General features: G+C 68.2%; 12 protein-coding genes and 2 tRNA genes. 11 read left to right on the top strand and 3 right to left on the bottom strand.

What is annotated here, in order from left to right:
- Positions 1 to 91: 91 nt before the first annotated feature.
- Positions 92 to 1207 (bottom strand): acyltransferase family protein, encoded by a 1116-nt coding sequence (locus ACWDRW_RS38030; RefSeq protein ID WP_451732415.1) that lies wholly within the window; start codon positions 1205 to 1207, stop codon positions 92 to 94.
- 445 nt (positions 1208 to 1652) lie between these two features.
- Here ACWDRW_RS38030 and ACWDRW_RS38025 point away from each other — a divergent pair, with 445 nt between their 5' ends.
- Positions 1653 to 1847: a hypothetical protein gene (locus ACWDRW_RS38025; protein ID WP_093723671.1), complete on the top strand. Its 195-nt coding sequence runs from the start codon at positions 1653 to 1655 to the stop codon at positions 1845 to 1847.
- Between the two features lie 55 nt (positions 1848 to 1902).
- A complete protein-coding gene (locus ACWDRW_RS38020; RefSeq protein ID WP_451732412.1) occupies positions 1903 to 2358 on the top strand; it encodes a hypothetical protein in 456 nt (151 codons plus the stop codon).
- 69 nt (positions 2359 to 2427) lie between these two features.
- Here the strand turns inward: ACWDRW_RS38020 and ACWDRW_RS38015 are convergent.
- Positions 2428 to 2498, bottom strand: a tRNA-Gly gene (locus ACWDRW_RS38015).
- A 130-nt stretch (positions 2499 to 2628) separates the two neighbouring features.
- Between ACWDRW_RS38015 and ACWDRW_RS38010 the strand changes: the two genes are divergently transcribed.
- The 5 genes from ACWDRW_RS38010 (at position 2629) to clpX (ending at position 7347) form a co-directional block, all read left to right on the top strand.
- Positions 2629 to 2705, top strand: a tRNA-Pro gene (locus tag ACWDRW_RS38010).
- A gap of 180 nt (positions 2706 to 2885) precedes the next feature.
- Positions 2886 to 4286, top strand: a complete 1401-nt coding sequence (tig, locus tag ACWDRW_RS38005) for a trigger factor (RefSeq protein WP_451732410.1) — start codon at positions 2886 to 2888, stop codon at positions 4284 to 4286.
- Between the two features lie 244 nt (positions 4287 to 4530).
- Positions 4531 to 5136, top strand: coding sequence for an ATP-dependent Clp protease proteolytic subunit (locus ACWDRW_RS38000; RefSeq protein ID WP_166662271.1), 606 nt, complete (start codon positions 4531 to 4533; stop codon positions 5134 to 5136).
- A 72-nt stretch (positions 5137 to 5208) separates the two neighbouring features.
- Positions 5209 to 5889, top strand: coding sequence for an ATP-dependent Clp protease proteolytic subunit (locus tag ACWDRW_RS37995; RefSeq protein WP_451732408.1), 681 nt, complete (start codon positions 5209 to 5211; stop codon positions 5887 to 5889).
- Positions 5890 to 6060: 171 nt separating this feature from the next.
- On the top strand, positions 6061 to 7347 hold the full coding sequence (gene clpX / locus ACWDRW_RS37990; protein ID WP_451732405.1) for an ATP-dependent Clp protease ATP-binding subunit ClpX: 1287 nt from the start codon (positions 6061 to 6063) through the stop codon (positions 7345 to 7347).
- A 76-nt stretch (positions 7348 to 7423) separates the two neighbouring features.
- Here clpX and ACWDRW_RS37985 read toward each other — a convergent pair whose 3' ends face one another.
- Positions 7424 to 8344 (bottom strand): hypothetical protein, encoded by a 921-nt coding sequence (locus ACWDRW_RS37985; RefSeq protein WP_451732402.1) that lies wholly within the window; start codon positions 8342 to 8344, stop codon positions 7424 to 7426.
- Positions 8345 to 8480: 136 nt separating this feature from the next.
- Here ACWDRW_RS37985 and ACWDRW_RS37980 point away from each other — a divergent pair, with 136 nt between their 5' ends.
- The 4 genes from ACWDRW_RS37980 to ndk all read left to right on the top strand — a co-directional run bounded on the left by ACWDRW_RS37980 (position 8481) and on the right by ndk (position 13575).
- Positions 8481 to 11132: a valine--tRNA ligase gene (locus tag ACWDRW_RS37980; protein ID WP_451732400.1), complete on the top strand. Its 2652-nt coding sequence runs from the start codon at positions 8481 to 8483 to the stop codon at positions 11130 to 11132.
- An 88-nt stretch (positions 11133 to 11220) separates the two neighbouring features.
- The gene (gene folC, locus ACWDRW_RS37975; RefSeq protein ID WP_451732397.1) at positions 11221 to 12705 is read left to right on the top strand and encodes a bifunctional tetrahydrofolate synthase/dihydrofolate synthase; all 1485 of its coding nucleotides are present in this window, start codon (positions 11221 to 11223) and stop codon (positions 12703 to 12705) included.
- A gap of 9 nt (positions 12706 to 12714) precedes the next feature.
- Entirely contained in the window at positions 12715 to 13071 is a 357-nt protein-coding gene (locus tag ACWDRW_RS37970) for a DUF4233 domain-containing protein (protein ID WP_451732394.1), read from the top strand.
- Between the two features lie 90 nt (positions 13072 to 13161).
- Positions 13162 to 13575, top strand: coding sequence for a nucleoside-diphosphate kinase (gene ndk / locus ACWDRW_RS37965; protein ID WP_451732392.1), 414 nt, complete (start codon positions 13162 to 13164; stop codon positions 13573 to 13575).
- Positions 13576 to 13807: the final 232 nt, after the last annotated feature.

Below are 13807 nucleotides of genomic sequence, written 5' to 3'. Positions count from 1 at the left end.
GCCCTCGTACTGGATGTACTTGGGCTTGTGCCCGGTGCGGCGAGAGTGCGTGCCGGGCGTCGCGACGGGGCGAACGTTGCCTGACGCGGCACTAGCCCCCGGCCCTCTGGCGTTCACGTGCCAACTCGGCCGCGTCCCGCTTGAAGGCCCACTTCATCTCGGGCTCCATCACGCATCGGAACACCCGCCGCACCGGCGCGGTGCACAGCAGGGTCACCCCCACCGCCGCCAGCACGGTGACGAAGACCTCCCCGAGCGGCCGGTGCAGCCACGCCGGTTCGAACCAGCCCAGATAGTCCCCGGCCTTCACCACGAATCCGTGCAGCAGGTAGCCGTACAGCGTGCCCGCGCCCAGCGCGGTGAACCACATCCGTCGCCGCGGCACCCAGGCGAAGAAGCACGCGGTGAGCACCAGCGAGCAGCCGAACAGGGCGAGCAGCATGACCGGACCGGTCCACCACGGCGCCCCCAGTTCCTGTGCGGAGTCCCGGTGGTAGAACCAGCCGGTGTTCATCCGCGGAACGGCCCACCAGCCGACGGCCAGCGCCATCGCGACCACGGGCACGGACAGCATCCGCACCGAGCGCCGCCGCACCCAGTGGAAGTGCTCGGCCTTCATGTTGAGGCCCAGGACGAAGAAGGGCAGGAACTGCAGCACTCGCTGCAGGTCGAGGTCGTCCCCGATCTCCGGGGTGACGGTGGCCAGCATCGCGATACCGAGCGCGACCGGGAGCGGCCAACGGATCAGCTGCCAGATCGGCGTGGTCAGCCGCCAGACGAACAGCGCGACCAGGAACCAGGTGAGGTACCACGGATCGAGCAGGCTGATCTCCATGCCCGGGTCGTGGTCGATCACGCGCTTGAACAGGGGATAGGCGGTCTCGAAGACGATGTACGGCACCGCGACGCCGGTGATCAGCCGGCGCAGCCGGTCGGGGCGCATGTCGAAGCTGCGTGAGAAGTAGCCCGAGATGATGATGAACGCCGGCATGTGGAAGGCGTACACGACGGTGTACAGCCCTTCCAGGATCCGGCTGTCGTCCTTCAGTGGCTCCCAGGAGTGGCCGATGGCCACCAGCACGATCGCCAGGAACTTGGCGTTGTCGAAGAAGGCGTCGCGCTGCTTGCCGGCGGGGGTGTTCGGTCTCTGCTGTTTCTGCGGCGAGCGCGGACTCGGCACGGTGAGGGACGAGGCAGCGTGGAACATCTGAGGCACCCTAGCGGCGGCTGTGCGTATTCGTAAAACGGGCGACGTCATTAGCGCTTATACGAGATGAACGAGTGCCTGCGACACTCGACTTACGTCCGGCTTGTCCCGAAGAATCCCTACTAAATGGGGCATAGGGTCAGGTTTGGCGGGTAGAGGAGAGGCCCCTGTGATGACAATTCGAAATGCCCGCGAACGAGTTGTGTGGACATGGAAACGATCACGTCGAATTCCCCGTAAGGGGGTGGGTTCGAATTAGCGTGCGGGGCGCACCGGATGGTCGCCCGCGCGACCCGGTGCCGCCTGAACCGTACGGAGTTGTGACCACTGATGCCCCACCCGCCGCATACGGCGGGCCTGTTGGTGGCACGATGGTTCTGGCGGGGGTGTGCGGGGATGGCGCCCCTGGGCCGGGAGAGCGGACCGACCGAGGGTGTGATCAGTTGTGGCCATTTCGCTGTCAGTGGTGCTGCTGTTGGCGATCATCATGGTGGTGTTGATCCGTGGCGGCTCCCTCAAGGCCGGCCCCGCCGTCGTCGCCGTGCTCTTCGGCTTCTTCCTCGCCTCGACCGGCATGGCCGACGACATCCAGCGCTTCCTCGACTCGATAGCCGAGACGATCAACTCGATCCAGTTCTAGGCCCGCGTCCGCAAACCGGTTGCCGCGCAGCGCGGGCGCCCGCGCATACTCCGCCATGAGCAGATTCGCGCAGGTGGTCGTCCTGGCCCTGTACGCAAACGAGGTCATGGAGCCGCTCACGCGGGATGACGACTCGCGTACCTGGCGTGGCCGGTTCGTGCCGATCGAGAGCCAGTGGGGCGGCTCGTTCGGATGCGGCTGGGCCACGGAGTTCGAGCGGATGCGGCCGCGCTCCGGGCTGCTGCGGCACCTGGAGTCACTGCCGTGGCCGTACCCCGAAACCGTCCAGGTCCTCATCCACGACCAGGACGACGACTGCTTCGGCCTGTGGATGATCCACGACGGCAGGCTGGTCGAGGTGCCGTTGCCGCGCACGGAGCGCTTCCATTACCCCGCCCCGCCCACGGAGGAGTTTCCGCCGTACCCCGGAGACCTGCTCCGCACGGACCAGGGCCGCGACCTGCCGGAGCAGACCCCCGCCGAACAACGAGACCCCCGACCGGCCTGGTAGCGCCCCCCCGAAAACCGCCCGGGGCCGGGCCGGAGGAGTGATCCTCCGGCCCGGCCCCGGGCCGTACAGAGCGGGCGACGGGAATCGAACCCGCGTAGCTAGTTTGGAAGACTAGGGCTCTACCATTGAGCTACGCCCGCACAGGACGCGCCGCAGGTCAGCTGACCGCGGCACTGGAGGCATCGTAGCGGGTCGGTGCCCCTCGGCGCACACCCCATAAATGCGGCATCCCCACTGCCTGCGGCCATGTACCCTACGTGTCGCACCAGACGGGGTGTGGCGCAGCTTGGTAGCGCGTCCGCTTTGGGAGCGGAAGGCCGTGGGTTCAAATCCCGCCACCCCGACCACCTGCTCGATCGTCGGCGTTCGTCCCCAGTGATCGCCTTTGGGTCGTTCAGCGCCTGCGGTTACTATGCAAGCTGCGCGCCCGTGTGTCTCTCACTCCCTGAAGTCCTCCGGGCGGCGAATTTGCCGGACCAGTCTGGCTCCGGCAGAAACCAAGAAGTCAGCCACAAGGAGACCGAACCGTGAAGAGCGCCGTGGAGACCCTGAACCCGACCCGGGTTCGGCTCACTGTCGAGGTGCCCTTCGAGGAGCTCAAGGACAGCCTCGACGCGGCGTACAAGAAGATCAACCAGCAGGTCACGGTGAAGGGCTTCCGCAAGGGCAAGATCCCCGCCCGGGTCATCGACCAGCGGTTCGGCCGTGGCGCCGTGCTGGAGGAGGCCGTCAACGACGCGCTTCCGAAGTTCTACACGGAGGCGGTCAACGAGGCCGAGCTCAACGTCCTGGGCCAGCCCGAGGTCGACATCACCGAGCTGAAGGACGGCGAGACGCTGAACTTCACCGCCGAGGTCGACGTCCGCCCGACCATCGAGATCCCGGACTACTCCGGCATCGAGGTCGAGGTCGACGCCGTCGAGGTCACCGACGAGGACATCGACAAGTCGGTCGAGCAGCTCCGCGACCGCTTCGCGTCCACCTCTCCGGTGGAGCGCGCCGCCGAGGACGGCGACGTCGTCACCATCGACCTGGAGGCCAAGGTCGACGGCGAGGTCCTGGAGGACGGCGTCGCTTCCGGCGTCTCCTACACCATCGGCTCCGGTGAGCTGCTGGACGGCATCGACGACGCCGTGAAGGGCCTGGAGGCCGGTGGCGAGGCCACCTTCACCTCCGAGCTCAAGGGCGGCTCCGCGGCCGGCAAGGAGGCCGAGGTCACCGTCAAGGTCACCCAGGTCGCCGCCCGCGAACTCCCGGAGCTGGACGACGAGTTCGCGCAGCTCGCCTCCGAGTTCGACACCCTCGAGGAGCTCAGGGCCGACAGCCGCAAGCGCCTCGAGAACATGAAGCAGTACGACCAGGCCACGCAGGCCCAGGAGCGCGTCCTGGAGAAGCTGCTCGAGCTGGTCGAGGTCCCGGTCCCCGAGAAGCTGCTCGAGGACGAGATCAACACCCGTAAGCACAACCTCGAGCACCACCAGCTCGGCCAGATGGGCCTGGACCTCGCGAAGTACCTGGAGATCCAGGGCAAGACCGAGGAAGAGTTCGACGCCGAGACCAAGGAAGCCGCGGTCAAGGGCATCAAGACGCAGTTCGTCCTCGACGAGCTCGTCAAGCAGGAGAAGCTCAACGTCAACCAGGAGGAGCTCACCGAGCACCTCATGCGGCGCGCGGCCTCCTCCGGCATGTCGCCCGACCAGTTCGCCCAGGCCGTCGTCGAGGGCGGCCAGGTTCCGCTCCTGGTCGGCGAGGTCGCCCGCGGCAAGGCCCTGGCCGTCGTGGTCGAGAAGGCCACGGTCAAGGACACCAACGGCGAGATCATCGACCTGGACGACGAGGACGAGGTCGAGGCCGCCACGGACGTCGCCGCCGAGGCCACGGAGGCCGACGCCACCGACGCCGAGGCCGAGGAGAAGACCGAGGGCTGAACAACGCCTTCGGCACCGGTAACGCCGTAGGAAGGGCCCTGGGGACACGCTCCCCGGGGCCCTTCCCGGTTTGCGGCCCCGCATGCGTCCGCACACCGGAAGTGACCACCGCGCTACGCCCCCGGCGAACACTCCCCACTCCGGGATTCCCCGAAGGGACCAGCGCGTTAGGGTCCATGAATAGGGAAACGTGAGACGGCCCGGCGCCGTCGTAAGACGAGCAGGTGGATACGTGACGAATCTGATGCCCTCCGCCGCCGGCGAGCCTTCCATCGGTGGTGGCCTCGGCGACCAGGTCTACAACCGGCTGCTCAACGAGCGGATCATCTTCCTCGGCCAGCCGGTCGACGACGACATCGCGAACAAGATCACCGCGCAGCTGCTGCTCCTTGCCGCGGACCCGGACAAGGACATTTACCTGTACATCAACAGCCCGGGCGGTTCGATCACGGCCGGCATGGCGATCTACGACACCATGCAGTTCATCAAGAACGACGTGGTGACCATCGCCATGGGCCTCGCCGCCTCGATGGGCCAGTTCCTGCTCAGCGCGGGCACCCCCGGCAAGCGCTTCGCGCTGCCGAACGCCGAGATCCTGATCCACCAGCCGTCCGCCGGCCTGGCGGGTTCGGCCTCGGACATCAAGATCCACGCCGAGCGGCTGCTGCACACCAAGAAGCGCATGGCCGAGCTCACGGCCCAGCACACCGGCCAGACCATTGAGCAGATCACCCGCGACTCGGACCGCGACCGTTGGTTCGACGCCCTCGAGGCCAAGGAGTACGGCCTCATCGACGACGTCATTCCCACGGCCGCCGGTATGCCGGGCGGCGGCGGCACCGGGGCCTGAGCCCCGTCGCGGGGCCGGCGACAGCCCCGCTCAGCCCTTCAGCCGACCGCCTCAGCCCCTAGGAGACAGACAGTGAACGACTTCCCCGGCAGCGGCCTGTACGACCGCACGCGCGCCGAGTACACGGGCCCGGCCGCCGAGTCCCGGTACGTCATCCCCCGCTTCGTCGAGCGCACCTCGCAGGGCATCCGCGAGTACGACCCGTACGCGAAGCTCTTCGAGGAGCGCGTGATCTTCCTCGGCGTGCAGATCGACGACGCCTCCGCCAACGACGTCATGGCGCAGCTGCTGTGCCTGGAGTCGATGGACCCCGACCGGGACATCTCGGTCTACATCAACAGCCCCGGCGGCTCCTTCACGGCGCTGACGGCCATCTACGACACGATGCAGTTCGTGAAGCCGGACATCCAGACGGTCTGCATGGGCCAGGCGGCCTCCGCCGCGGCCGTCCTGCTGGCCGCCGGTACGCCCGGCAAGCGCATGGCGCTGCCGAACGCCCGCGTCCTGATCCACCAGCCGTACAGCGAGACGGGCCGCGGTCAGGTGTCCGACCTGGAGATCGCCGCGAACGAGATCCTGCGGATGCGCTCGCAGCTGGAGGAGATGCTGGCCAAGCACTCCACCACGCCGATCGAGAAGATCCGCGAGGACATCGAGCGCGACAAGATCCTCACGGCCGAGGACGCCCTGTCGTACGGCCTGATCGACCAGATCATCTCCACCCGGAAGATGAACAACGCCGCCGTGCGCTGACGCGGAGGCTGTATCGTCGGCCGCTCCTTGGCACGGTGCACGACAAAGTGAACCGTGCCAAGGGGGGCCCGAACGAGGGCCCCGGCAAGGTACCGTCGGACATAAGGCAGCACCAGGAGCCGCTGGATTCGAAAGCGTCCAGTCGTCTCCCAGGCGAAGGGGAAGCACACCGTGGCACGCATCGGTGACGGCGGCGATCTGCTCAAGTGCTCGTTCTGCGGCAAGAGCCAGAAGCAGGTCAAGAAGCTCATCGCAGGGCCCGGTGTGTACATCTGCGACGAGTGCATCGATCTCTGCAACGAGATCATCGAGGAAGAGCTCGCGGAGACCAGCGAGGTGCGCTGGGAGGAGCTCCCGAAGCCCCGCGAGATCTACGAGTTCCTCGAGGGCTACGTGGTAGGCCAGGAGGCGGCCAAGAAGGCCCTCTCCGTCGCGGTGTACAACCACTACAAGCGGGTCCAGGCCGGTGAGAACGGCGGGGGCCAAGGCCGCGACGACGCCATCGAGTTGGCGAAGTCGAACATCCTCCTGCTGGGCCCCACGGGCTCCGGCAAGACCCTGCTGGCCCAGACCCTGGCCCGGATGCTCAACGTCCCGTTCGCGATCGCCGACGCGACGGCGCTGACGGAGGCCGGCTATGTGGGCGAGGACGTCGAGAACATCCTGCTGAAGCTGATCCAGGCGGCGGACTACGACGTCAAGAAGGCCGAGACCGGGATCATCTACATCGATGAGATCGACAAGGTCGCCAGGAAGAGTGAAAACCCCTCCATCACCCGGGACGTGTCGGGCGAGGGCGTGCAGCAGGCACTGCTGAAGATCCTGGAGGGCACGACCGCGTCGGTCCCGCCCCAGGGCGGTCGCAAGCACCCCCACCAGGAGTTCATCCAGATCGACACGACGAACGTGCTGTTCATCGTGGGCGGTGCCTTCGCGGGTCTGGAGAAGATCATCGAGTCCCGGGCCGGCGCCAAGGGCATCGGCTTCGGCGCGACGATCCGCTCCAAGCGGGAGCTGGAGGCGAAGGACCAGTTCGAGGACGTCATGCCCGAGGACCTGGTCAAGTTCGGCATGATCCCCGAGTTCATCGGCCGCCTCCCCGTCATCACCTCGGTCCACAACCTCGACCGCGAGGCCCTGCTGCAGATCCTGGTGGAGCCGCGTAACGCCCTGGTGAAGCAGTACCAGCGGCTGTTCGAACTCGACGGTGTGGAACTGGACTTCGAGCGCGAGGCCCTGGAGGCCATCGCCGACCAGGCCATCCTCCGCCAGACCGGCGCCCGCGGCCTGCGCGCCATCATGGAGGAAGTCCTCATGTCGGTGATGTACGAGGTCCCCTCCCGCAAGGACGTAGCCCGAGTGGTCATCACAGCGGACGTCGTCCACTCCAACGTGAACCCGACCCTGATCCCCCGGGACGCCCGGGGCCGGGGGCCGGGGGAGCAGAAGACGGCGTAGCAGCGCCAGACGCACGAGAAGGGGCCCCGGTCGATCGACCGGGGCCCCTTCTCGTCGTTGCTTCCGACGACGAGCGTCAGATCTTGACGCGGACTTCCTTGCGGAGGTCGGCGGTGATCTTGGCTACCTCCGTCGGGTCGGCGTCCTTGCCGGCCGCGATGTCGGCGAACTCCAGGGGCAGCACGAACCCGATGGTGCTGTAGTCGCCCCAGATGCAGTACGTCATGTTCATCTCGGTCGGCTCACCGGAACCCGCCGTGGCGTCCTCGTTCTTCATCACGGCCTGCTGGCACTTCAGCACGGTGCCGTCGAATCCCTCGGGGGTGTACGCCTTCGGCTCGCCCTCGATGGTGACGCCGTCCTTCTCCGCGTCCTTCTTCATGTAGGCGAAGAGCCCGTCGACCGCCTTCTCGGGGTCCTCGATCTCGCCGTAGACACCGCCGAACGACAGCAGCTTGCCCGCCAGCGGGTTGTCCCCGTCCGCGCCCGCCTCGTAGTTCGCGTTGACGTCCTTGGGGTTCTTCACACCCCACTTCTCGGCGTCCTTGAGGTCTTCCTCGGTCATGGCGCCGTCCGAGCTGTCTTCCTTGCTCAGCTTGTACTCGGTGAGCACCGTGGCCGGCGTGGTGAGCTTGTGCGGGCCGTCGTCGCCGGCGGCCGTGCCGCTCCCCCCACCCCCGCCGATGACGAAGTACGCGCCCACCGCGATGGCCGCGACGACCGCGACCGCGCCGAGGATCAGGCCCGTCTTCTTCTTGCCGCCGCCCGGGGCCGGGGGCTGGGGGACGGTGCCGTACGGGGGCTGCTGGCCGTAGCCCTGCTGGGGCGGCGGGGTCTGCTGCGGGTAGCCGTAACCCGGCTGGGGAGCCTGCGGCTGCTGGGGGTAGCCGTAGCCGGGCTGCGGAGCCTGCGGCTGCTGGCCGTACGGACCCGGCTGGCCGTACGGTCCGGGCTGCTGGGGCTGCCCGCCGTACGGGCCCGGCTGGTTGTAGCTCATTACTGGGTTCCCCTCCAGATGCTTATGTGTTCCTGACATCCTGGCGCAGACATGGCGACCGGACGGCATCGGGGTCCCCACCGTTACAGAACAAAGGCGTTTCGGGACACGCCCGAGACACCCCTAAACTGAGCGCGTGACCGAGAACGCTCAGCAGCAGCCACCAGCGCCCGACACCGAACTGCCGACCCAGTACGCGCCGGCCGATGTAGAGGGGCCGCTGTACGAGCGCTGGGTAGAGCGGGGTTACTTCGAGGCCGACGAGAAGAGTGACAAGCCGGCCTACACGATCGTCATTCCGCCGCCCAACGTCACCGGGTCCCTGCACCTGGGACACGCCTTCGAGCACACCCTCATCGACGCGCTGACCCGCCGTAAGCGCATGCAGGGGTACGAGACGCTGTGGCAGCCCGGCATGGACCACGCGGGTATCGCCACGCAGAACGTCGTCGAGCGCGAGCTCGGCAAGGAGGGCAAGTCCCGGCACGACCTCGGCCGGGAGGCCTTCGTCGAGCGCGTCTGGCAGTGGAAGGGCGAGTCCGGCGGGCAGATCTCCGGGCAGATGCGCCGCCTCGGTGACGGCGTCGCCTGGTCGCGTGAGCGCTTCACCATGGACGAAGGGCTCTCGCAGGCCGTCCAGACCATCTTCAAGCGGCTCTACGACGACAAGCTCATCTACCGCGCCGAGCGCATCATCAACTGGTGCCCGCGCTGTCTGACCGCCATCTCCGACATCGAGGTCGAGTACCAGGAGGACGACGGCGAGCTCGTCTCCATCCGGTACGGCGAGGGCGACGACTCCATCGTCGTCGCCACCACCCGCGCCGAGACGATGCTCGGCGACACCGCCGTCGCCGTTCACCCCGAGGACGAGCGGTACAAGCACCTCGTCGGCCGTGAGATCGAACTGCCGCTGACCGGCCGCCGTATCCCCGTCGTCGCCGACGAGCACGTCGACCCCGAGTTCGGCACCGGCGCCGTCAAGGTGACCCCGGCGCACGACCCGAACGACTTCGAGATCGGCCAGCGGCACAACCTGCCCGCCGTCGCCGTGATGGACGAGCACGCCGTCATCACCGCCCACGGCCCCTTCCAGGGCCTGGACCGGCTCGAGGCGCGGTCGGCGATCGTCGCCGCCCTGCGCGCCGACGGCCGGATCGTCGCCGAGAAGCGGCCGTACGTCCACAGCGTCGGGCACTGCTCGCGCTGCAAGACCACCATCGAGCCCCGCCTGTCCATGCAGTGGTGGGTCAAGGTCGGCCCCCTCGCGAAGGCCGCCGGTGACGCGGTCCGCGAGGGCAAGGTCAAGATCCATCCGCAGGAGATGGAGAAGCGGTACTTCGACTGGGTCGACAACCTCCACGACTGGTGCATCTCGCGGCAGTTGTGGTGGGGTCACCGGATCCCGGTCTGGTACGGCCCGAACGGCGAGGTCGTCTGCGTCGGACCGGACGACGAGGCCCCGACCGGCGAGGGCTGGCACCAGGACACCGACGTCCTCGACACCTGGTTCTCCTCCGGCCTGTGGCCCTTCTCGACCCTCGGTTGGCCCGAACAGACCGAGTCGCTCGCGAAGTTCTACCCGAACTCCGTCCTGGTCACCGGCTACGACATCCTCTTCTTCTGGGTCGCCCGGATGATGATGTTCGGCCTCTACGCGATGGACGGCACCCCGCCGTTCCACACCATCGCCCTGCACGGCATGGTCCGCGACCAGTTCGGCAAGAAGATGTCGAAGTCCTTCGGCAACGCGGTCAACCCGCTGGACTGGATGGACAAGTACGGCTCCGACGCGCTCCGGTTCACCCTCGCGCGCGGCGCCAACCCCGGCGTCGACGTCCCGATCGGCGAGGACTGGGTCCAGGGCTCCCGCAACTTCGCCAACAAGATCTGGAACGCCACGCGCTTCGCGCTGATGAACGGCGCCACGGTCGAGGGCGAACTGCCCGACGTCTCGCGCATGTCGGCGACGGACCGCTGGGTCCTGTCCCGCCTCAACTCCGTCGTCGCCGAAGTGGACGCGCTGTACGAGGACTTCCAGTTCGCGAAGCTCTCCGACGCGCTGTTCCACTTCGCGTGGGACGAGGTCTTCGACTGGTACGTCGAGCTGTCCAAGACCACCTTCCAGGCGGGCGGCGAGCCGGCCGAGGTCAGCAAGCGGGTCCTCGGTGAGGTCCTCGACGTCACCCTGAGGCTGCTGCACCCCGTGGTCCCGTTCGTCACGGAGACCCTGTGGACCACCCTCACCGGTGGTGAGTCCGTCGTCATCGCCGAGTGGCCGAAGGCTGTGTTCGTTCCTGGTGCTGACGCACCGGGCGGCTTCCGGGACGCGGCGGCCGAGCGGGAGATCGAGTCGCTCCAGTCCGTCATCACCGAGGTCCGCCGCTTCCGCGCCGACCAGGGTCTCCAGCCGGGCCAGCGGGTTCCGGCCCGGCTGAGCCTGGACGGCACCGCGCTCGCGCCGCACGAGGCCGCCATCCGCCAGCTGCTGCGCCTGCAGCCGGAGGGCGAGGGCTTCACGGCCACGGCGACCCTGCCGGTCGCGGGCGCGGAGGTCGCGCTCGACCTGTCGGGCACGATCGACGTCGCGGCGGAGCGCAAGCGCCTCGCGAAGGACCTGGCGGCGGCCGAGAAGGAGAAGGCCCAGGCCACGGCCAAGCTCGGCAACGAGGCGTTCCTGGCGAAGGCCCCGGACAACGTGGTGGACAAGATCCGCGGCCGCCTGGCCAAGGCGGATGAGGACATCGCCCGCATCCAGGCCCAGCTGGACAGGCTCCCCTCCGCCTGACACGTACGAAGGCGCGGGCCCCCGGTGCTCCAGTCGGCTCCGGGGGCCTTGGCCTACGTATGTCGGTCCCCGTCCGTAGACTGACCCCGTGAGTGATAGCGACCCCTTCGACGAGATCGTCGCGGAAGAGACGGACCGCGACCCCGATCTCGCCGTGATCGAGGCAGGCAGCCGCACCCTGCGCACCCAGGGCGCAGCCCCCAGCGCCGACGTGCCCGCACGACCCGAGGACCCCGAGGTCGACAAGGCCCTGCGCGAGGTGGAGGCGGAGCTCGCCACGCGGTGGGGCGAGACCAAGCTGGAGCCCTCGGTCAGCCGGATCGCCGCCCTGATGGACGTGCTGGGCGAGCCGCAGCGCTCGTACCCCTCGATCCACATCACCGGGACGAACGGCAAGACCTCCACCGCCCGCATGATCGAGGCCCTGCTCGGCGCCTTCGAGCTGCGTACCGGCCGCTATACCTCGCCGCACGTGCAGTCCATCACCGAGCGCATCAGCCTCGACGGCGCCCCCATCGACGCCGAGCGGTTCATCGAGACGTACCACGACATCAAGCCGTACGTCGAGATGGTCGACGCGGCGCAGGAGTACCGGCTGTCCTTCTTCGAGGTGCTGACCGGCATGGCGTACGCCGCCTTCGCCGACGCCCCCGTCGACGTGGCCGTCGTCGAGGTCGGCATGGGCGGCTCCTGGGACGCGACGAACGTCATCGACGGTGACGTCGCCGTCGTGACGCCGATCGACCTGGACCACACCGACCGGCTCGGTGAGACGCCGGCCGAGATCGCCGTGGAGAAGTCCGGCATCGTCAAGCAGGACGCGACCGTCATCCTGGCCCAGCAGCCGGTGGACGCGGCTCAGGTGCTGCTGAAGAAGGCCGTCGAGGTGAACGCCACCGTCGCGCGTGAGGGTCTTGAGTTCGGCGTCGTCGCCCGGCAGGTCGCCGTCGGCGGACAGCTGGTCACCCTGCGCGGACTCGGCGGCGAGTACCCCGAGGTCTACCTCCCGCTGCACGGCGCCCACCAGGCGCACAACGCCGCCGTGGCGCTCGCCGCGGTCGAGGCGTTCTTCGGCGTCGGCGCCCTGCGCGCCGAGCCCCTCGACATCGACACCGTCCGCAAGGCCTTCGCGGCGGTCTCCTCGCCGGGCCGGATGGAGGTCGTACGCCGCTCGCCGACGATCGTGCTGGACGCCGCGCACAACCCGGCGGGCGCGCGGGTGACCGCCGAGGCGGTCGGGGAGGCATTCGACTTCAGCCGGCTGATCGGCGTGGTCGGGGCCAGCGGTGACAAGAACGTGCGCGGGCTGCTGGAGGCGTTCGAGCCGATCTTCGCCGAGATCGTGGTCACCCAGAACTCCAGCCACCGCGCGATGGACGCCGACGAACTGGCCGCCGTCGCCGTGGAGGTGTTCGGCGAGGAGCGGGTCCAGGTCGAGCCGCGGCTGCCGGACGCCCTGGAGGCCGCGATCACGCTGGCCGAGGAAGAGGGCGAGTTCACCGGTGGCGGGGTGCTCGTGACCGGTTCGGTCATCACGGTCGGCGAGGCACGACTGCTGCTCGGGAAGGGCTGAGGTTTTCGCATGCGTACGCTCTGTGCGTCGACACTGATCGGCGAGTTCTTCGTGATCGGGTTCGCCGGTCTGGTCGCCATGAAGGATCCCGATCTGTCCATGGCGACCGTGTGGACGGTCAGCGGGATCGCGATGTTCCTGTGCCTGGTGCTGTGCGGCCTGGTCACCCGGCCCGGCGGCATCGCCATGGGCTGGGCGCTCCAGGTCGTGCTGATCGCCTCCGGCTTCGTCGTCCCGACGATGTTCGTCCTGGGCGCGGCCTTCGCGGCCCTGTGGTGGGCGTCGGTGCACTACGGCCGGCAGATCGACGAGGCCAAGGCGAGATTCGCGGCGCAGGCCGACGCCTCCACCCCCGACGCGGCCTGAGCCCGTACACCTGACGCTGCGTAACGCAGGCCCGGACACGCCGGGTAACCTTCGTCTTCCCGCACACCTTGATGTACTTAGGAGCCCGTCGTGACCCAGCGCACCCTCGTCCTCCTCAAGCCCGACGCCGTCCGTCGTGGCCTGACCGGCGAGATCATCAGCCGCATCGAGCGCAAGGCGGGCTGGCGGATCACCGCGCTGGAGCTGCGCACCCTGGACCAGGAGACCCTGGAGCAGCACTACGGCGAGCACAAGGGCAAGCCGTTCTACGAGCCGCTGGTGGAGTTCATGTCCTCCGGCCCGGTCGTGGCGCTGATCGTCGAGGGCGAGCGGGTCATCGAGGGTGTGCGCGCGCTGGCCGGCCCGACCGACCCGATCGCCGCCGCGCCCGGCTCCATCCGCGGCGACTACGGCGTGATCGTCCGTGAGAACCTCATCCACGCCTCGGACTCCGAGGAGTCCGCCGCACGCGAGGTGAAGATTTTCTTCCCCGGCCGCGCCTGAGCCGTAACGCCTGAAGCAGCGGACCGGAGAGCCCGGGGGCAAAGCCTCCGGACTTTCTGGCATATGCGGGGCGTTCGGGGGAACGAGAGTCCCCAAACGCTCGTCTCCAGGAGCGAACCCGCACATCATCTGCTGACAATGGCGAAGGACCCTCACGCCGTGTTCGCGAAGGCGCGTCTACGATGGAGCCTTCACGTCACAGCACCCACCTCGCCGACCTGAAAAGCCCTCA

Source organism: Streptomyces sp. NPDC003635 (genome assembly GCF_053587635.1).
This window is presented reverse-complemented; position numbering and strand designations above follow the sequence as displayed.

Coding starts and splice junctions, on each gene's coding strand:
- ACWDRW_RS37985 (WP_451732402.1), bottom strand. CDS start 8,344: ATGAGCTACAACCAGCCGGGCCCGTACGGCGGGCAGCCCCAGCAGCCC.
- ACWDRW_RS38000 (WP_166662271.1), top strand. CDS start 4,531: ATGCCCTCCGCCGCCGGCGAGCCTTCCATCGGTGGTGGCCTCGGCGAC.
- ACWDRW_RS38020 (WP_451732412.1), top strand. CDS start 1,903: ATGAGCAGATTCGCGCAGGTGGTCGTCCTGGCCCTGTACGCAAACGAG.
- ACWDRW_RS38030 (WP_451732415.1), bottom strand. CDS start 1,207: ATGTTCCACGCTGCCTCGTCCCTCACCGTGCCGAGTCCGCGCTCGCCG.
- ACWDRW_RS37970 (WP_451732394.1), top strand. CDS start 12,715: ATGCGTACGCTCTGTGCGTCGACACTGATCGGCGAGTTCTTCGTGATC.